General features: G+C 61.0%; 19 protein-coding genes. 8 read left to right on the top strand and 11 right to left on the bottom strand.

Annotated elements, in window-relative coordinates; all coding sequences use genetic code 11:
* The first annotated feature begins 69 nt into the window (after positions 1-69).
* From FEE99_RS28605 to FEE99_RS28585, 5 genes are all read left to right on the top strand, one after another.
* The gene (locus FEE99_RS28605; protein WP_016773028.1) at positions 70-1,227 is read left to right on the top strand and encodes a D-alanyl-D-alanine carboxypeptidase family protein; all 1,158 of its coding nucleotides are present in this window, start codon (positions 70-72) and stop codon (positions 1,225-1,227) included.
* A gap of 86 nt (positions 1,228-1,313) precedes the next feature.
* A complete protein-coding gene (locus FEE99_RS28600) occupies positions 1,314-1,589 on the top strand; it encodes a DUF493 domain-containing protein (RefSeq protein ID WP_024014446.1) in 276 nt (91 codons plus the stop codon).
* Positions 1,589-2,236, top strand: coding sequence for a lipoyl(octanoyl) transferase LipB (gene lipB / locus FEE99_RS28595; RefSeq protein WP_041477723.1), 648 nt, complete (start codon positions 1,589-1,591; stop codon positions 2,234-2,236). The genes FEE99_RS28600 and lipB overlap by 1 nt, the downstream gene beginning before the upstream one ends.
* Before the next feature lie 25 nt (positions 2,237-2,261).
* Positions 2,262-3,260 (top strand): lipoyl synthase, encoded by a 999-nt coding sequence (gene lipA / locus FEE99_RS28590; protein ID WP_160768663.1) that lies wholly within the window; start codon positions 2,262-2,264, stop codon positions 3,258-3,260.
* A gap of 132 nt (positions 3,261-3,392) precedes the next feature.
* Positions 3,393-4,340, top strand: coding sequence for a S66 peptidase family protein (locus FEE99_RS28585; protein ID WP_041477724.1), 948 nt, complete (start codon positions 3,393-3,395; stop codon positions 4,338-4,340).
* 96 nt (positions 4,341-4,436) lie between these two features.
* Here the strand turns inward: FEE99_RS28585 and FEE99_RS28580 are convergent, their stop codons facing one another.
* The 5 genes from FEE99_RS28580 to leuS all read right to left on the bottom strand — a co-directional run bounded on the left by FEE99_RS28580 (position 4,437) and on the right by leuS (position 10,545).
* Positions 4,437-5,759, bottom strand: coding sequence for a lytic murein transglycosylase (locus FEE99_RS28580; protein WP_041477725.1), 1,323 nt, complete (start codon positions 5,757-5,759; stop codon positions 4,437-4,439).
* Between the two features lie 61 nt (positions 5,760-5,820).
* On the bottom strand, positions 5,821-5,985 hold the full coding sequence (gene arfA, locus FEE99_RS28575; protein ID WP_016773035.1) for an alternative ribosome rescue factor ArfA: 165 nt from the start codon (positions 5,983-5,985) through the stop codon (positions 5,821-5,823).
* 182 nt (positions 5,986-6,167) lie between these two features.
* Entirely contained in the window at positions 6,168-7,205 is a 1,038-nt protein-coding gene (holA, locus tag FEE99_RS28570) for a DNA polymerase III subunit delta (protein ID WP_041477726.1), read from the bottom strand.
* 39 nt (positions 7,206-7,244) lie between these two features.
* Complete coding sequence (locus tag FEE99_RS28565) at positions 7,245-7,850, bottom strand: LPS-assembly lipoprotein LptE (RefSeq protein ID WP_041477727.1); 606 nt, start codon at positions 7,848-7,850, stop codon at positions 7,245-7,247.
* Positions 7,851-7,938: 88 nt separating this feature from the next.
* A complete protein-coding gene (gene leuS / locus FEE99_RS28560; protein WP_041477728.1) occupies positions 7,939-10,545 on the bottom strand; it encodes a leucine--tRNA ligase in 2,607 nt (868 codons plus the stop codon).
* Positions 10,546-10,800: 255 nt separating this feature from the next.
* On the opposite strand from leuS, the gene FEE99_RS28555 reads away from it, so the two are divergent.
* Positions 10,801-11,124, top strand: coding sequence for a hypothetical protein (locus FEE99_RS28555; RefSeq protein WP_024014441.1), 324 nt, complete (start codon positions 10,801-10,803; stop codon positions 11,122-11,124).
* Between the two features lie 104 nt (positions 11,125-11,228).
* Positions 11,229-11,990, top strand: coding sequence for a YdcF family protein (locus tag FEE99_RS28550; RefSeq protein WP_064361244.1), 762 nt, complete (start codon positions 11,229-11,231; stop codon positions 11,988-11,990).
* Positions 11,991-12,108: 118 nt separating this feature from the next.
* On the opposite strand, the gene lnt is transcribed toward FEE99_RS28550, so the two are convergent.
* From lnt to miaB, 5 genes are all read right to left on the bottom strand, one after another.
* On the bottom strand, positions 12,109-13,632 hold the full coding sequence (gene lnt, locus FEE99_RS28545; protein WP_041477730.1) for an apolipoprotein N-acyltransferase: 1,524 nt from the start codon (positions 13,630-13,632) through the stop codon (positions 12,109-12,111).
* Positions 13,633-13,646: 14 nt separating this feature from the next.
* Entirely contained in the window at positions 13,647-14,486 is an 840-nt protein-coding gene (locus FEE99_RS28540; protein WP_024014438.1) for an HlyC/CorC family transporter, read from the bottom strand.
* A 5-nt stretch (positions 14,487-14,491) separates the two neighbouring features.
* A complete protein-coding gene (gene ybeY / locus FEE99_RS28535) occupies positions 14,492-14,986 on the bottom strand; it encodes an rRNA maturation RNase YbeY (RefSeq protein ID WP_041477731.1) in 495 nt (164 codons plus the stop codon).
* Positions 14,979-15,971 (bottom strand): PhoH family protein, encoded by a 993-nt coding sequence (locus FEE99_RS28530; RefSeq protein ID WP_016773043.1) that lies wholly within the window; start codon positions 15,969-15,971, stop codon positions 14,979-14,981. The genes ybeY and FEE99_RS28530 overlap by 8 nt, the downstream gene beginning before the upstream one ends.
* A gap of 282 nt (positions 15,972-16,253) precedes the next feature.
* On the bottom strand, positions 16,254-17,582 hold the full coding sequence (gene miaB, locus FEE99_RS28525) for a tRNA (N6-isopentenyl adenosine(37)-C2)-methylthiotransferase MiaB (RefSeq protein ID WP_041477732.1): 1,329 nt from the start codon (positions 17,580-17,582) through the stop codon (positions 16,254-16,256).
* A 132-nt stretch (positions 17,583-17,714) separates the two neighbouring features.
* Between miaB and FEE99_RS28520 the strand changes: the two genes are divergently transcribed.
* On the top strand, positions 17,715-18,044 hold the full coding sequence (locus FEE99_RS28520) for a DUF1820 family protein (RefSeq protein ID WP_016773045.1): 330 nt from the start codon (positions 17,715-17,717) through the stop codon (positions 18,042-18,044).
* A gap of 192 nt (positions 18,045-18,236) precedes the next feature.
* On the opposite strand, the gene FEE99_RS28515 is transcribed toward FEE99_RS28520, so the two are convergent.
* On the bottom strand, positions 18,237-18,791 hold the full coding sequence (locus FEE99_RS28515; RefSeq protein WP_041477733.1) for a tetratricopeptide repeat protein: 555 nt from the start codon (positions 18,789-18,791) through the stop codon (positions 18,237-18,239).
* Positions 18,792-18,868 lie beyond the last annotated feature (77 nt).

The following is an 18,868-nucleotide window of genomic DNA, read 5'->3' as shown; positions in this document are numbered from 1 at the left end:
GCCCGTTAGAAGGCTGTCTGAATAAGTTTTGCCTTCGGGCAAGTTTCCATTAGCGATTTCGAGAGACGGATGAACATCACCACCTTTGCCAAACGCCTGTGTCTGCTAGTCCCGCTGCTCCTCTCGCCAGCCGCCTTCGCGGCCGAGATGATGCCGTCGCCACCACAACTGGCCGCCAAGGCCTATGTTCTGATGGACGCCAGCAGCGGCAACGTGCTGGTCGAAAACAACGGCGACCAGCGTCTGCCACCGGCCAGCCTGACCAAGCTGATGACCGCGTACATCGCGACCCTGGAAATCCGTCGCGGCCAGATCGGTGAAAACGATCCGGTGACCGTCAGCGAAAACGCCTGGCGCACCGGCGGTTCGCGGATGTTCATCAAGGTCGGTTCGCAGGTCACTGTCAGCGACCTGCTGCACGGCATCATCATCCAGTCCGGTAACGACGCCAGCGTCGCCCTGGCCGAGCACATCGCCGGCAGCGAAGATGCGTTCGCCGATCTGATGAACAAGACCGTCACCGAACTGGGCATGACCAATACCCACTTCATGAACCCGACCGGTCTGCCAAACCCTGAGCACTACTCGTCGGCGCACGACATGGCGATCCTGGCCCGTGCGATCATCCACGAAGACCCGGCTCACTATGCGATCTACTCGCAGAAAGAGTTCTTCTGGAACGGCATCAAGCAGCCTAACCGCAACCTGCTGCTGTGGCGCGACAAGACCGTTGACGGTCTGAAAACCGGCCACACCGATGAAGCCGGCTACTGCATGGTGTCCTCGGCGGTACGTGACGGCCAGCGCCTGATCGCCGTGGTGTTCGGCACCAACAGCGAAGTGGCCCGCGCGGCTGAAACCCAGAAGCTGCTGACCTACGGTTTCCGCTTCTTCGAAACCCAGACCTTCTACCAGAAGGGCACTGAACTGGCGCAGGCGCCGGTATGGAAAGGCACCACCAGCCAGGTCAAGGCCGGCCTGGCGCAAGACCTGACCATGACTCTGCCAAAAGGCCAGCTGAAGAAGCTCGCTGCCAGCATGACCATGAACCCGCAACTGGTTGCGCCAATCGCCAAGGGCGACGTGATCGGTAAAGTCGAAGTCAAACTGGAAGACAAGGTGGTGCACAGCGCTGACCTGATCGCTCTGGACGGCGTCGAGGAGGGTGGTATCTTCCGCCGCATGTGGGATAGCATCCGTCTATTCTTCTACGGCTTGTTCAACTGATTTTGTGTTGACCTGCATGGCCCCGCCCCGATCCGGTGCGGGGCCATGTGCGTTACCACGGCTTGCGCTATAGAGGCCGTTACGCCATGACCGATACCGAAGTAAAGGCGCCAAAGATCGAATTCCCCCAGACTGATTATCCGATCAAGGTGATCAGCGATACGGGTGTTGGCAACAAGGACAAGATCATCGCGATCGTCCTGAAACACGCGACCATCAATGATGAGCGCATCGACGAGCGTCAAAGCAGCAACGGCAAATACACCACCATCCAGTTGCACATCGTCGCCACCGACCAGGATCAGCTGTACAACATCAACAGCGAACTGCGGGCTTCCGGCATCGTGCACATGGTGTTGTGATGCACGGCACGCTGGGCTTTCGCGAACTGGGCCAGATGCCTTACGAGCCGGTCTGGCATGCCATGCAGCGCTTTACCAACGAACGCGGCAATGCGGCCGCCGACGAAATCTGGCTCGTTGAACACCCGCCGGTGTTCACCCAAGGCCAGGCCGGCAAGGCCGAACACCTGTTGCTGCCGGGAGATATTCCGGTGGTGCAGGTCGATCGTGGCGGCCAAGTGACTTATCATGGCCCCGGGCAACTGGTGGCCTATCTGTTACTGGATGTGCGCAAGCTGGGTTTCGGCGTGCGCGATCTGGTCAGCCGCATGGAAGCCTGCCTCATCGAACTGCTGGCCAGCTACGGCGTTAGCGCCGCCGCCAAGCCAGATGCTCCCGGCGTGTACGTCGATGGAGCGAAAATCGCTTCTCTGGGTTTGCGCATTCGCCACGGTTGTTCCTTTCATGGCCTGGCCCTGAACGTGGATATGAACCTGGAACCGTTTCGACGGATTAATCCCTGCGGCTACGCCGGGCTGGCCATGACCCAGCTGAGCGATCATGCAGGATCGATTGAATTTGCCGAGGTAAGTGCCCGGCTGCGCGCGCAGCTCGTCAAACACCTCGACTATGCTGAGCAGACGACCCTCACGGGCGGAATCGACTGATATGACTACTGATGCAGTGCAAACCATGATCCCGACGCTCGACGTGACCGAGCGCCCGGCCCCGCGTCCCAAGGTTGAAGCCGGCGTCAAGCTGCGCGGCGCCGAGAAGGTTGCACGCATCCCGGTCAAGATCATCCCGACTACCGAACTGCCGAAGAAACCCGACTGGATCCGCGTGCGCATCCCGGTTTCGCCGGAAGTCGACCGCATCAAGAGCCTGCTGCGCAAGCACAAGCTGCACAGCGTCTGCGAAGAAGCGTCCTGCCCGAACCTCGGCGAATGCTTCTCCGGCGGCACCGCAACCTTCATGATCATGGGCGACATCTGCACCCGTCGCTGCCCGTTCTGCGACGTTGGCCACGGTCGTCCGAAGCCACTGGACGTCAACGAGCCGGAAAGCCTGGCCATCGCCATCGCCGACCTCAAGCTCAAGTATGTGGTGATCACTTCGGTGGACCGCGACGACCTGCGTGATGGCGGTGCCCAGCACTTCGCCGACTGCATCCGCGAAATCCGCAAACTGTCGCCGAACGTGCAGCTCGAGACCCTGGTCCCGGACTACCGTGGCCGCATGGACATCGCCCTGGAAATCACCGCTGCCGAGCCGCCGGATGTGTTCAACCACAACCTGGAAACCGTGCCACGCCTGTACAAGGCTGCGCGTCCGGGTTCGGACTACCAGTGGTCGCTGACCCTGCTGCAACGCTTCAAGCAGATGATGCCGCATATCCCGACCAAATCCGGCCTGATGCTGGGTCTGGGCGAGACTGACGAGGAAGTCATCGAAGTCATGAAGCGCATGCGCGAACACGACATCGACATGCTGACCCTCGGTCAATACCTGCAACCGTCGCGCAGCCACTTGCCGGTGCAGCGTTTCGTGCACCCGGACACCTTCGCCTGGTTCGCCGAAGAAGGTTACAAGATGGGCTTCAAGAACGTTGCTTCTGGCCCGCTGGTACGTTCCTCGTACCACGCCGACGAGCAGGCGAAGCTGGTCAAGGCCGAGCTGCTTGGTTCCTGATTCACTGCTGATGTAAAAATGCCCGCCGAGGATGGTTCCTCGGCGGGCATTTTTTTGCCTGAGACAAGGCCCTTTTGTTTGCCTCTTGAGCTGTCTACTGTGTGTGCATGACTTTACCGATGGAGCCCAAGGATGACCGTTCGACCGAGCCACACCCTGATTGCCCACCGAGCCGTACCGGCGCTGCCCTCCGAAGGGACGATCGGCGTCATCGCGCCTGCCGGTCCCGGCACTCTCGACACTGAAAAAGCGCTGCAATGGATGCGCGCGCGCGGCTATGGGCTGAAGGTGTTTTCCGGTGTCTATGAGAAGGACGGCTATCTGGCGGGCAGTGACGACGTACGCCTGCGCGATCTGCACGCGGCATTCGCTGATCCTGAAGTCGACGCGATCATTTGCCTGCGCGGCGGCTACGGCACGCCGCGCCTGCTGGACCGAATCGATTACGACCTGCTGAGCCGGCACGCCAAACCCTTTATCGGCTACAGCGATATCACCGCGCTGCACCTGGCCATCAGTCGCTACGCCGGGTTCGTGACCTTTCACGGGCCGCTGCTCAACGCCGACCTGCTGGGCGACAAGGAGCCGCCGACCGTCACCTCATTCTTCGCCATGCTGCGCGGGCAAATGAAGTCAGGGAGTGTGCTCAGCCATCCGGCGGCTTATCCATTATCAACCGTCGAACCGGGCATCGCTCACGGGCGGCTGCTTGGCGGCAATCTGGCGATGATTGCTGCAACCCTCGGCACGCCCTACGAGATTGATGTGGAAGGGGTGATTCTGTTTATCGAAGACATCAACGAGCCGCTGTATCGGATTGATCGGCTGCTGACCCAGATGCGTCTGGCCGGCAAGCTGGCCAGACTGCGCGGTGTGCTGGTCGGTGATATCGCCGGCGTGGATGTCGACGCGCTGAATCGCCTGCTCAAGCAAACCTTTGAGCCGTTGCGGATTCCGGTGCTGTCGGGCTGGCGCAGTGGTCATTGCGACCCGAACCTGACGCTGCCGTTGGGCGCGCTGGTGCGCCTGGATGCAGGGAAGCAGGAGTTGCTGCTGGAGCAGGATGTGGTCATCCGATAATTCGGGAGGCAAAAGATCGCAGCCTTCGGCAGCTCCTACATGGGATTGATGATCGTCCTGTAGGAGCTGCCGAAGGCTGCGATCTTTTGATTTGCTCTATTGGGCGCGCAGGCTCTCAAGCAACTTGTGCGTCGGATACCCATCCGCCGGCCAGCCCAGCGCCTGCTGGGCACTGCGAATCGCTTTGCGCGTATTGGCGCCGATAATCCCGTCCGCCGTGCCGGCATCGTAATTACGCGCGCTCAATAGCGTCTGCAGTTCGATGCGTTCGGTGCGGCTCAGCGGCAGATCATCTTTGGGCCAACTGCCATTGATCAGGCCCGCGCCTTCGAAACGCTCGGACAACAGGCTCACCGCCAGCGCATACGACGACGAATTGTTGTACTTGAGAATCGCCCGGAAGTTGTCGAGGATCAGGAACGCCGGGCCGCGATAACCGGCTGGCAGCAGCAGGGCAGCGGACAGTTGTTCGGAGCCGGCTGGCACCTGCGCACCATTGGGCAGGTTCACACCCAGTTGCCGCCATTCGGCGACGCTCTTGCGAATCGCGCCATCGGCCAGGGTGTAGTTGAAGCCGCTCGGCAATTGCACTTCGAAACCCCACGGCTGGCCACGCTGCCAGCCCGAGCTTTGCAGGTAATGCGCAGTCGAAGCCAACGCATCGGCCGGGCTGCCCCAGATGTCGCGGCGGCCGTCACCGTCAAAGTCCACGGCGTGGGTGTTGTAGGTGGTCGGAATGAATTGGGTCTGGCCCATCGCGCCGGCCCAGGAACCGAGCATCTTCTCCGGGGTGATATCGCCCTGTTGCAGAATCTGCAGGGCGGCGATCAGTTGCGCGTGAGCAAAGCCCGGACGACGCCCCTCGTAGGCGAGGGTGGCCAGCGAATTGATCACCGACTTGCTGCCCTGGAACTGGCCGAAATTGCTTTCCATGCCCCACACCGACACCAGCGCCTGGCGATCAACGCCATAGCGCTGCTCGATGCTTTGCAGAATGTCGGCGTATTGGTTGATCAACGCCTGGCCTTTGCGTACGCGCAGCGGCGACAGTGCGCCGTCGAGGTATTCCCACACCGGCCGAGAAAACTCCGGCTGACTGCGGTCGGCGCGAATCACGCTGGCATCGAAACTGATATTGGCAAATGCCTGATCGAACAGCTCGGGGCGAATCCCGGCGGCGAGGGCGTCCTTGCGGAAACCCGCCTGCCATTCGGCAAAGGTCTGGGTCGGTTGAATATCGAGCGGGTCGGCGGACGGCACTACCGGCGGAATGATCGCTGGGGCCGTGGTGACCGGGGCGGCTTGAAGCGGTTGTGCATCGGCGGCGGTGGGTTTTTCCGCGCAGGCGACAAGCAGAATGAAGCTGGAGGCAGCGATCAATTGGCGCACGGGCCAACGACGGGAAAGACTTGGGGGCATGCACAGTTCCAGGGGAAACGAATCAGGTGCAGACCTTAACATGAGCGAGGGGTAGTGCGCTTCAGGCAGCCAGAAAGTAAAAAGCCTCCCGGTTGTCAGACCGGAAGGCTTCGCGGCGGTAGCTGCCTTTGCCCTTGGCTGGTCGTTCCTGGCGGCTGCGGAACAAGGGCTGGGCGACGATGGATTTGGCCTTGTTGGGGCCATGCTTTGCTGGCTTTTTGCTCATGAGGGTTCTCTCGGCGTGGTGGGTTTTGCGCCGGGAATAATCTGCCGATGTGGCGCATCTGTCCAGTAGCTCATGCGTAGGAATATTCTGGCGCTTTCGCGAGCAGGCTCGCTCCCACATTGGTACGCGGTCAGCTGTGGGAGCGAGCCTGCTCGCGAATGGACGCTACGCGGTCGACTGCCTTATTCGGCAGGCAAAGACAATCGCTGGCCAGCCATCAACAGCGCCAACCGACTCAGGCTCATCCACGGTGAACCCGCCGCCTGGCCCTTGATCTGCGCATCGATGCGCTGCGCTTCAAGTAGTAACTGCGCCCAGCGTTGCGCCGAGTAACGTTGCAGCGCCTTGCTCATCAGCGGCTTGCGCTTGTCCCAGACGGGCGGTTTCGACTGGCTGAAGCATTTGTCCAGTGGCGTGCCCTGACTGTATTGCAGGGAGATGTTGGCCAGCAGGCGCAACTCCCGCGCCAATGCCCAGAGGATCACCGGCGGCTCGACGCCTTCACCGCGCAGGCCTTCAAGCATGCGCAACGCGTGCGCCGGTTCGCCGTTGAGCACCGCGTCAGTCAGGCCGAACACGTCAAACCGGGCACTGTCGGCCACGGCGGCCTGCACGGTTTCGACGGTAATCTGCCCACCTTCGGCCATCAACTTGAGCTTTTCGATTTCCTGGGCGGCGGCGAGCAGGTTGCCTTCGACACGCGCGGCAATCAATTCGACCGCGTCCTGACTGGCCGACAGACCGGCTTGGGACAGGCGCTGACGAATCCAGCTCGGCAGCTGATTGGCATCCACCGGCCAGATCTGCACGAACTGGGTTTGCTGGCCTTCGACCAGTGCCTTGCCCCACTTGGTTTTCTGCGCGCTGCCATCGAGCTTCGGCAAGCTGATCAGCAGGACCGTGTCTTCAGCGGGGCGTGAGCAATATTCGATCAGCGCGGCGGCGCCTTTGTCGCCAGGCTTACCGGAAGGCAGGCGCAGTTCCAACAGGCGTTTTTCGGCGAACAGCGACATGCTTGCGCCGGCCTGCAGCAACGTACCCCAATCGAAATTGGCGTCGGCGGCGAACACCTGACGTTCGTCGAAACCTTGCTGGCGAGCAGCGGTGCGGATGGCGTCGGCGGCTTCCTGACACAGCAACGGATCATCGCCGCTGATGATGTAGACCGGCGCAAGTGCGCCTTGCAGGTGTTTGCCGAGTTGCGCGGGAGCGAGCTTCATAAGGAAGGGCGAGCGGGGCGCCTGGGCGCCCCGGCCGTCTTACTGCTGCGGGATTTCGAGCGGCGACTGACGCGGTGTTTCCGCCTCAGCCTTCTGCGCCGCTTCCAGCGCATCGGCTTCAGCCTTGGCGCGGTCATTGGCGGTTTGCTGCAATTGCTGCAACTGGCCCGGGGTCAGCTGCGACAGGCGCAGCATCATGCGCTGAACCAGCTCGCGACGGATTTCATGACGGGCGTCGTTGGCTTCCTGATCGGAGCCGACGAGGTTGTTGCCGTCGTGAATGAACACCTTCTGCACTTCGAGCTTGTCGCTGATCAGCGACAGGTCTTTCTCGCCGCGGATGTCATAGCTCAGCACAGTGTTGACCTGATATTCGCCTGTGCGCCCGGCACCGGCATAGCTGAGAATGCGCTGGCTTTCCTGTTCGTCAGCCAGGTACAGCTTGTAAGGCGCGCCGGTGTATACCTTGACGCCGCTGGACTCCAGCGTCTGACGCAGCTGTCTTACGGTTTCGCCATAAGCGTTACGCGCGCTCAGGTCGATTTCCTTGATCGACAGTTCGTTGGTGCCGGTACCACGCAACTGGAAACCGCAGGCGCTCAGCAGAACGGCGAGGCCCATCACCAGCAGATTGCGTTTGATCATTGTGTTGCTCCCCTTGAAACCAGGTGAGCCGACTCTGCGGCCCGAAAGGTTTTACTGGGTGCCAGGCGAGCCCGGCACCCGATCCAATTTAGCTGGCGACGATGTTGACCAGTTTGCCCGGCACCACGATCACTTTGCGAATGGTCAGGCCATCGACGAAACGCAGCACGTTCTCGTTGATGCGCGCGGCGGCTTCGATCTCTTCGCGAGTGGCACTGGCCGGCATTTCGATCTGCCCGCGCAGCTTGCCGTTGACCTGAATGACCAGGGTCAGGTTGTCCTGCACCAAGGCACTTTCGTCCACGGCCGGCCAGCCTGCATCGATCACCGCATCGGCGTGACCCAACTGCTTCCACAGTTCATGGCTGATGTGCGGGGTGATCGGTGCCAGCAGCAGGGTCACCGCTTCCAGACCCTCGTGCAGCAGCGCGCGGTCCTGTTCGGTGCCTTGGGCGGCTTTTTCCAGCACGTTCATCAGCGTCATTACCTGGGCGATGGCGGTGTTGAATTTGTGGTTCTGGCCGACGTCATGGCTGGCCTGCTTGATCGCCAGGTGAATCGCACGACGCACGGTTTTCTGCTCGTCGCTCAGCGCGGCGATATCCAGTTTGCCCGGCAGGCCTTGGGTAACGTGCGCTTGCGCCAGGCGCCAGACGCGCTTGAGGAAGCGGTGCGAACCTTCAACGCCGGAATCGGACCATTCCGCGCTCATGTCAGGCGGCGAGGCGAACATCATGAACAGACGGCAGGTGTCGGCGCCGAACTGGTCGATCATCGACTGCGGGTCGACGCCGTTGTTCTTCGACTTGGCCATCTTCTCGGTGCCGCCGATTTCCACCGGCAGGCCGTCGGATTTCAGCTTGGCGCTGATCACCTTGGCTTTGCTGTCACGCTCCAGTTCCACGTCCGCCGGGTTGAACCAGGTGTAAGCGCCATTGGCTTCGCGACGATAGTAAGTCTCGGCGATCACCATGCCCTGGGTCAGCAGGTTCTTGAACGGCTCATTGGAGCTGACCAGACCCTCGTCACGCATCAGCTTGTGGAAGAAGCGCGCGTAAAGCAGGTGGAGAATGGCGTGTTCGATACCACCGATGTACTGATCCACCGGCAGCCAGTGATCGGCTGCGGATTTCTCCACCAGGCCACCTTCAAAGTGCGGCGAGGCGTAGCGGGCGTAGTACCACGACGACTCGACGAAGGTGTCCATGGTGTCGGTTTCGCGCTTGGCCGGCGCGCCGCATTTCGGGCAGCTGCACTCGTAGAACTCGGGCATGCGCGCCAGCGGCGAACCGGCGCCGTCCGGTACCACGTCTTCCGGCAACACGACCGGCAGTTGGTCTTCCGGCACCGGCACGTCACCGCAGGCGGCGCAATGGATGATCGGGATCGGGCAGCCCCAGTAGCGCTGGCGGCTGATGCCCCAGTCGCGCAGGCGGAACTGGGTGCGCGAGGCGCCCAGTTGTTTCTTGATCAGGGCCACTTCCATGGCGTCGAACGCGCCGGCGAAGTCGAGGCCGTCGAACTCGCCGGAGTTGATCAGCGTGCCGTGCTCGCCATAGGCGTCCTGCCACGGCGCCGGGTTGGTGTCACCGGAGCTGGTGCGCACCACCGATTTCACCGGCAGGTTGTATTTGTGAGCGAATTCGAAATCACGCTCGTCGTGCGCCGGAACGGCCATGACTGCGCCGTCGCCGTAGTGCATCAGCACGTAGTTGGCGACCCACACCGGGAGCTTTTCGCCGGTCAGCGGGTGCTCGACGAACAGGCCGGTCGGCAGGCCTTTCTTTTCCTGGGTGGCGACGTCTGCTTCGGCAACGCTGCCGCCCTTGCATTCAGCGATGAACGCTTGCAGCTCGGGATTGTTCTGCGCGGCCAGGGTGGCCAGCGGGTGCTCGGCAGCGACGGCGACGTAGGTCGCGCCCATCAGGGTATCCGGACGGGTGGTGAAGACTTTCAGGGTGCCGGCTTCGCCGATCGAATCGACGTTGTACGGGAACTGCACTTCCATGCCACGGGACTTGCCGATCCAGTTGCGCTGCATGGTCTTGACCTGTTCCGGCCAGCCAGTCAGTTCGTCGAGGCTTTCCAGCAGCTCGTCGGCGTAAGCGGTGATCTTGAAGTAGTACATCGGGATTTCGCGCTTTTCGATCAGCGCGCCGGAGCGCCAGCCACGGCCGTCGATGACTTGCTCGTTGGCCAGAACGGTCTGGTCGACCGGGTCCCAGTTCACGGTGCCGTTCTTGCGGTAGATCACGCCTTTTTCGAACAGGCGCGTGAACAGCCATTGTTCCCAGCGGTAGTAGTCCGGCTTGCAGGTGGTCACTTCACGGGACCAGTCCACCGCGAGGCCGAGGCTGCGCAGCTGCGACTTCATGTAGGCGATGTTCTCGTAGGTCCACTTGGCGGGCGCTACGTTGTTTTTCATTGCGGCGTTTTCCGCCGGCATGCCGAACGCATCCCAACCCATTGGCTGCAGAACATTCTTGCCCTGCATGCGCTGGTAGCGCGAGATCACGTCGCCAATGGTGTAGTTGCGCACGTGGCCCATGTGCAGCTTGCCGCTGGGGTAAGGGAACATCGACAGGCAGTAGTAGGTTTCCTTGCCTGGCTGTTCACTGACTTCAAAGGACTTTTGCTCATCCCAGAACGACTGGGCGGCGGCTTCGATCTCACGTGGCTGATATTGTTCGTGCATGGCTACTTTTGTACTGGATAGGGGTGGCCTAATCCTCTTCGACGGCGGCATCCGGGATGGCCCGGGTGCGCTGGAAGTGGAATGACAGGAAGCGCCGTAGCATACATGACCGCGCTTGGCCGAGGGAAACCCTGATTACAGCTGTTTGCCAGAGCTTTTGGGCGACGAGGGCCGTTGGTCGCGGCGTGTAGCCGGTTCGTGCAGCGAAGCTAAGCTCTAATTGGGGAGTGAGTCTTATCTTCAATGAGGTGAGGGATGGTGGAGCAACGGAAAAAGAACGTAACGAAACCCGAGTTGTACGAAAGGTTGATCGATCGTCTGGGCATGGCGCTGGACGCCGTGAAAACCGCTGACCGGCTGCGCGACGAGCGCCCCCTGGAACTGGAATTGCGTGGCTTGAGCCCCGCCGAGTTCAAACTGGTCAAGGCCTATCTGGATCGCAGTGAACGTGAAACGCAGGGATGCCTGTCTCAAGCAGTGAAGCAACTCGATGCAGCACATTCGGCCAAGGTCATCTGGCTCAAGGACAAGGCGCCGCGCAGAGACACCGGCAAGGTGCGTTCTGTACAGGCCAAGTAAGCGCATGGCAGGTCAGGAAACGGATCTTTTGCAACAGGATCCCGCCTAATGGTTGTAACGCGTAATCAACACTTTTAGGCTTCGGGCATCTTTGGAGATGCCCGATGCCCTTTCGCTATTTCATCAAACAACTTTTATTGCCGCCCGGCATTCTTTTGCTGTTGTTGCTGGCCGCCTGGTGGCTGCGCCGCTCACGGCCACGGCTGGCTGGCGTATGTTTTGCCGTCGGTTTTGGTGGCCTGCTGCTGATGAGCCTGCCGGTGGTAGTGCAGTGGAGCGCCAAGGCGCTGGAACGTGAGCCGCCGCTGGCGCGGTCAGAGTGGACGACCTTGGCGCAACGTGCCGATGCGATTGTGGTGCTGGGCTCGGGGCGCGAGCGTGGAGACATCGCCTGGGGCGAAGACCAGCCGACCGGCATCGGACTGGAGCGGCAGCGTTACGCGGCGCGCCTGGCCAAGGCCTCGGGCTTGCCGATCCTGACCAGCGGCGGCCTGCACTACGGCACGCCGCCGACCGAAGCGAAATTGATGGCAGATTCGTTGCGTGATGATTTCGCCGTAACGGTGCGCTGGCAGGAAGGCGAGAGCCGCACCACATGGGAGAACGCGAAGATGACGGCAGATATCCTCTTGCCGCAAGGGATCAAGCGGGTCGTCGTGGTGACGCAGGCGTGGCACATGCCGCGTGCAGTGTGGAGCTTTGAGCAGGCGGGTTTCGAGGTGGTGCCGGCGCCGGTGGGTTTCCTCGGTACGGATAACGCTCGCCCGTTTGGCGGCTGGTTGCCGGAATTCAAGTCGATCTGGCAGAGCGGGCAGTTGCTCAATGAAGCGGTGGGGCAGGTGGGGTATTCGTTGTTTTACCGCTGAAGATCATTGTGGCGAGGGGATTTATCCCCCGATGGGGCGCGTAGCGGCCCCCTCTCTTACCTTCAGAAGAGAGGACTGCTGCGCACTTCAGCGGGGATAAATCCCCTTGTCACATTTCTCAGAGGGTCTTCGACATCCGGCTGGCCATCAGCGCCCAGCCAAACAGCAGCAGGCACAACGCGATCAACGGCCACGAGCGCCATTGCAAGTACGGCGTCAGGTCGTGCATCGGTACCACTTCGCCGTACAGCACACCTTGTTCGAACTGCGGAATCTGTTCGGTGATCTGCCCGAACGGGTTGATCAGGCCGGTGGCGCCGTTGTTGGTCGCGCGGATCATCCAGCGTCCGGCTTCCAGCGCGCGCATCTGCGCCATCTGTAAATGCTGCAGCGGGCCGATCGACGTGCCGAACCAGGTGTCGTTGCTGATCGTCAGCAGCAGGTCGCTGCGTGCCGACAGCCCGGCGGCGAATTCCGGATAGACCACCTCGTAGCAGATGAACGGTGCAATCTGGTAACCCTTGGCTTGCAGCAGAGCTTGATCCGACGGGCCGCGGGCGAAGTCCGACATCGGCAGGTCGAAGAACGCGATCAAGCCGCGCAACACGTCCTGCAACGGCACGTACTCGCCGAACGGCACCAGTTTCTGCTTCAGGTAAGTGCCGTCGCCTTCGCCGACCACGGTGATGCCGTTGAAGAAGCGCCGTTCGTGATGCACGGTCTGGCGGATCGGCACACCGGTGATCAACGCTGATTTACGCTCGGCGGCGAAGTTGCCCATCATCGTCAGGTAGCCCTCGGCGGACTCCTTCAACACCGGCACGGCGGTTTCCGGCCAGATCAGCAGATCGACCGGTTTGGAGCGGAAGCTCAGATCACGGTACAGCGCCAGTTGCGCGTTGAGCTCGGCCGGGTCCCATTTCATGCTCTGCGCGACGTTGCCCTGAATTGCGGCCACGGTCAGCGGTGCGCCGGACGGGCTGGTCCACGCGTGGCCTTTGAGGGCGATGCCTGCTACCCAAGGCCCCGCCAGAAGTACCACACCGGCCGCGATGAAAACCTTGCGACGAGCCTGCAACAAGCGCGGCGCGTTGTAGATCAGCGCTGCGGTCAGTGCCAGAACAAACGAGACCAGCCACATCCCGCCCACCGGCGCCAGCCCGGCCAGCGGGCCGTCGAGCTGGCTGTAACCGGAATAAAGCCATGGGAAACCGGTGAGGAACCAGCCGCGAAAGGCTTCCTGGCCGACCCACAACGCCGCAAACGCCAAGGCATCCGCCAGCGGTGCTTCGTTACGCCGCAACCAGCGTGCCCACAGCCACGCGGGCAGGGCGAAGAACCAGGCAATCGCCGCGGTGAACAGCAGCATCAGGAACCCGGCGAGCAACACCGAAGCGCCACCAAAGTGGTGGATGCTGTAATAGATCCAACTGGTGCCGGCACCGAACAGGCCGAAGCCGAAGCACCAGCCACGGCCGAGCGCCTGACGCGGGCTCAGCTCACGCAAACCGGCATAGAACAGACCAACCGCCAGCAATGCCAGCGGCCAGATGTCGAACGGTGCGAGAGCGAATGTGGTGATTGCACCGGCCGCCACGGCCAGCAGGTTACCGGGCCAGCCGGGGCGGGTTGTCCAGCGCATTTCAGTCCTTAGAATTAACGAGCGATAGGCGTCAGTCGCAGCAAGTGAATCCGACGGCTGTCGGCGTTCAGGATGCGGAAACGATAAGCGCCGATTTCAGTGGTTTCGTTGCGTTTTGGCAAGTGCCCGAACGCGCTCATCACCAGGCCGCCGACGGTGTCGAATTCGTCGTCGGAGAACTCGCTGTCGAAGAACTCATTGAAGTTCTCGATCGGCGTCAGCGCCTTGATCAGGAAATCACCGCTGGGCAGCGGCTTGATGTAGCTGTCTTCTTCGACGTCGTGCTCGTCCTCGATGTCGCCGACGATCTGCTCGAGCACGTCTTCGATGGTCACCAGACCGGCCACACCGCCGTATTCGTCGATGACGATGGCCATGTGGTTGTGGTTGGCGCGGAACTCACGCAGCAACACGTTCAGACGCTTGGACTCCGGCACGAAGGTGGCCGGGCGCAGCAGGTCCTTGATGTTGAAGCTGTCGCCGTTCTCCTTGAGGATCAGCGGCAGCAGATCCTTGGCCAGCAGCACGCCCATCACGTCGTCATGGCTTTCGCCGATGACCGGATAGCGCGAGTGGGCCGAGTCGACCACGGCGGGGAGGAATTCGCGGGGTGTCTGGGTCGCCTTGATGCTGACCATCTGCGAGCGCGGCACCATGATGTCGCGCACTTGCAGGTCAGCCACCTGGATGGCGCCTTCGACGATGGCCAGCGCTTCGCTGTCCAGCAGTTTGTTCTGATGTGCATCACGCAGCAGCTCGAGGAGCTCCTGACGGTTCTTCGGCTCGTGGGCAAAAGCCTGGGTCAGCTTACCCAGCCATGACTTCTGCCCGTTGCTCGATCGATCTTCGCTCATAGCGATTACTCTGAATCCTTTGTTGTAACGATGGGGGAGTGTTCGGTTTCGTCGTCCGCGTACGGATCCGGATAGCCCAGTTCAGCAAGCAACTCGCGTTCCAGTGCTTCCATTTCCTCGGCTTCGTCGTCATCTATATGGTCGTAACCCAACAGATGCAAGCAGCCGTGAATGACCAGATGTGCCCAGTGGGCCTTTAGTTCCTTGCCCTGCTCGGCGGCTTCGCGTTCGACCACGGCCACGCAGATCACCAGATCGCCGAGCAGCGGGATATCGAGAAACTCGTCAGGCACTTCCGCCGGGAACGACAACACGTTGGTCGCGTAGTCCTTGTGGCGCCAGGTGTGATTGAGCTCGCGGCCTTCTTCCTCGTCGACCAGACGAATGGTCATTTCCGAATCAGCGCTGCGCTGGCGCAGGGCCAGTTCGCACCACTGGCGGAACTCGGCTTTACTCGGCGCGCTGGCCTCGGTGGCGATTTGCAGATCCAGCTCAAGCATCGCGCGAGGCTTCCTTCGCGGCTTCGGCACGGGTCTCGAAGCGCTCGTAGGCCTCGACGATCCGCTGCACCAACGGGTGGCGCACGACGTCTTTGGGCTGGAAGTGGGTGAAGCTGATGCCCGGCACGTCTTTGAGCACTTCGATCACATGGTGCAGCCCGGACTTGGTGCCGCGCGGCAGGTCGACCTGGGTGATGTCACCGGTGATCACGGCGGTGGAGCCGAAGCCGATGCGCGTGAGGAACATCTTCATCTGTTCGACGGTGGTGTTTTGGCTTTCGTCGAGAATGATGAAGCTGTTGTTCAGCGTACGACCGCGCATGTAGGCCAGCGGCGCGACTTCGATCACCTGTTTCTCGATCAGCTTGGCGACGTATTCGAAACCGAGCATTTCGTACAGCGCGTCGTAGAGCGGGCGCAGGTACGGGTCGATCTTCTGCGACAGGTCGCCGGGCAGGAAGCCGAGCTTTTCTCCCGCTTCGACTGCCGGACGCACCAGCAGGATGCGGCGGATCTGCTCGCGCTCCAGCGCATCTACCGCGCAGGCCACGGCCAGATAGGTCTTGCCGGTACCGGCCGGGCCGATGCCGAAGTTGATGTCGTTACCGAGGATTTCCTTCACATAGCGCTGCTGATTCAAGCCGCGCGGGCGAATCATGCCTTTCTTGGTGCGCAGGGCGACGGTCGCTTCGGCAGGGGCCGGGTTGTCGATATCTGCTGATTCCTGAATGAACAGGTGCACCAGGTCTGGCGACAGCTCGGTACCCTTGGTTTCCCGGTACAGGCGGCGCAGCAGGTTTTCCGCGGACGTGGTGAGTTTTGGATCGCCAATCAGCTCGAACTGGTTTCCGCGATTGCGGATCTCGATGGCCAGGCGCTGTTCGATCAAGCGCAAATGCTCGTCGAATTGCCCGCACAGATTGGCGAAGCGGCGAGCCTCAAAAGGCTCGAGGAGAAAACGGTGTGGTTCGATGGGTGCGTTCAAGGTCGTATTTAGCCGCCCTGGGGCAATTAGGATGAAATCAAGGATAACGCCAGTGGCGTGGGTGCGAAAGCTCTTAATATCGATGCTGCTTTCCAACCCAGTCACTGCGGCTGGCGGGTTCTTTTGTGGTGAGGGGATTTATCCCCGATGGGGCGCGAAGCGGCCCTGAAACCATTATCAGAGGTGTATCAGATCACCCGGATTGCAGGTTTTGGGTCGGCTGCGCCAACCATCGGGGATAAATCCCCTCACCACAGAAGCCCCATCCACAATGCGATGGTGTTATTGAACCAGCGAACCACGCAGCGAGTGCGGTTGCGCGGCGTCGATGTGCACATCGGCGAACTGGCCGATCAGCGTGGGATTGTCGCAGCGGAAGTTGACGATACGGTTATTCTCGGTGCGGCCCTGCAGTTCGCCTGGGTCTTTCTTCGAATAATCGGTCACCAGAATGCGCTGGATCGAGCCGACCATTTGTCGGCTGATCTCGAAGCCCTGCTGATTCAAACGATGTTGCAGCGCGTTCAGACGTTCTTTCTTCAATTCTTCCGGGGTGTCGTCGGCCAGATCGGCAGCGGGCGTGCCCGGGCGCTGGCTGTAAACGAACGAGTAGGAGAAATCGAAGCCGACATCGGCAATCAGCTTCATGGTCTGTTCGAAGTCTTTCTCGGTTTCACCGGGGAAGCCGACGATGAAGTCCGAACTGATGCAGATCCCCGGCACGGCAGCGCGCAGTTTGCGCAGTTTGGATTTGTACTCCAGCGCCGTGTGGTTGCGCTTCATTGCTGCGAGAATCCGGTCCGAGCCCGACTGCACTGGTAAGTGCAGGTGCTTGACCAGTTCCGGCACTTCGGCGTGGGCCTGGATCAGGCTGTCGGAGAACTCCAGCGGGTGCGACGTGGTGTAGCGGATGCGGTCAATGCCATCGACAGCGGCGACCACGCGGATCAGTTCGGCCAGATCGGCCAGGCGACCGTCGTGGGTCTGGCCGCGATAGCCGTTGACGTTCTGCCCGAGCAAGGTCACTTCACGCACGCCGTGTTCGGCAAGGTGAATGATTTCCGCGATCACGTCATCGAACGGCCGGCTGACCTCTTCGCCACGGGTGTACGGCACCACGCAGAACGTGCAGTACTTGCTGCAACCTTCCATCACTGACACATAAGCGCTCGGGCCGTCGATACGCGGCTCGGGCAGGTGGTCGAACTTTTCGATTTCCGGGAAGGAGACGTCGACTTGCGGCAGCTTGCTGCTGCGCGCGGCGTCGATCATTTCCGGCAGACGGTGCAGGGTCTGCGGGCCGAACACCACGTCGACGTACGGAGCGCGATCGCGGATCGCCGCGCCTTCCTGACTGGCCACGCAACCGCCGACGGCGATGACCATGTCCGGATTGGCCAGCTTCAGTTCGCGCCAGCGGCCGAGCTGCGAATACACGCGGTCTTGCGCGCGTTCGCGGATCGAGCAGGTGTTGAGCAGAATCACGTCGGCGTCTTCCGCGCGAGCGGTGACTTCCAGGGCCTGATGTTCGCCCAGCAGATCGACCATGCGCGAGCTGTCGTACTCGTTCATCTGGCAACCGTGGGTTTCGATGTAAAGCTTCTTGGCCATGGATTCGGGTCGTCACGTGATTCAAAGAACCGCGCATTATAGGGAACAAGCCGTCAGGTTCCTACCGCTGTGCGTCCGGTGGCTATGCTATAGTTCGCGCCCTCATTTTTACCCCGATGTTATCCGCCCGCCATGACCAAACGCGAAGCTCCAATCTACAAGGTGATTTTCCTCAACCAGGGCCAGGTGTTCGAAATGTACGCCAAGCAGATCTATCAAAGTGATCTGTGGGGTTTCCTGGAAGTTGAAGAATTCGTCTTTGGCGAGCGTACGCAAATGGTCGTCGATCCGAGCGAAGAAAAGCTCAAGGCGCAATTCGAAGGCGTGGTGCGCAGCTTTGTGCCGATGCATTCGATCGTGCGCATCGATGAAGTGGAACGTCTGGGCACACCGAAAATCAGCGAGGCCCGTGGCGCGGTCGGCAATGTCATGCCGTTTCCGATGCCGATGCCTGAAAAGTAACAGCAGATTCTGGATTGGAATGAGTTTGTGGTGAGGGGAGGTTAGCGAAACGTCGCACCGACCCGTTGGGCTGCGAAGCAGTCGCAGCTCCATTCAGTAAGGTGTGTCAGACAGAATCGGGTTGCAGGTTTTGGGGCCGCTTCGCAGCCCAACGGGGATAAATCCCCTCGCCACAGGTAATCTCCGCAGCCTTTAGGGCAATGGTGAAAACGGCGTACGCCCATCGGCGTTCTGCAGTTCCATCAGGTATTTGCGGAAAATCTGCCCGAGCACCTGAGTGGCGGTTTCGAGATCCTCGCGGGACATCTTTTCCGAGACTTCGTCGGCCGTGTCCAGCGCCTCTTCGGCACCGTTGACCGCTGCCATCTTCAGCACGATGTAGGCCTGGATATTATTGGCCTGCACACCTTCACCGTGGAAGAACATGCTGCCGAGCTTGTATTGCGCCTGGGCGTGGCCTTGCAACGAGGCCTTTTCGAAATAGCTCAGGGCTTGATTGAGGTCGCGCGGCGCGTTCTTGCCGTCGTAGTAGAACTCACCCAACTCGTATTGCGCTTGCGCGTCCCCTTCGTCCGCCGCTTTCTGGCAGGCGGCCAGTGCCTGCGTGACGTCTTGCGGCTGAGTATTGAGGGTGCAACGACCCATCGCCGGGATCAACAACGAGTTGCCGCCTGCTTGTGCATGCGCGAGCAGGGGCTGAAGGAGCAACAGGCAGCCCAATGCAAGGGTGCGGCCGGTGCGGTTCATGGGAATCGACTTACCTCTGAAGGGCACGCGGACCCGTCGAGGGATCCAATAAGCGCGCATTATGAAATAAGCAGGGC

Origin of the sequence: Pseudomonas sp. ef1, assembly GCF_007293365.2 — a bacterium.
Classification (GTDB): domain Bacteria; phylum Pseudomonadota; class Gammaproteobacteria; order Pseudomonadales; family Pseudomonadaceae; genus Aquipseudomonas; species Aquipseudomonas siliginis.
The sequence above is the reverse complement of the archived record's forward strand: the minus strand, read 5'-3'. Positions and strand labels throughout refer to the sequence as shown.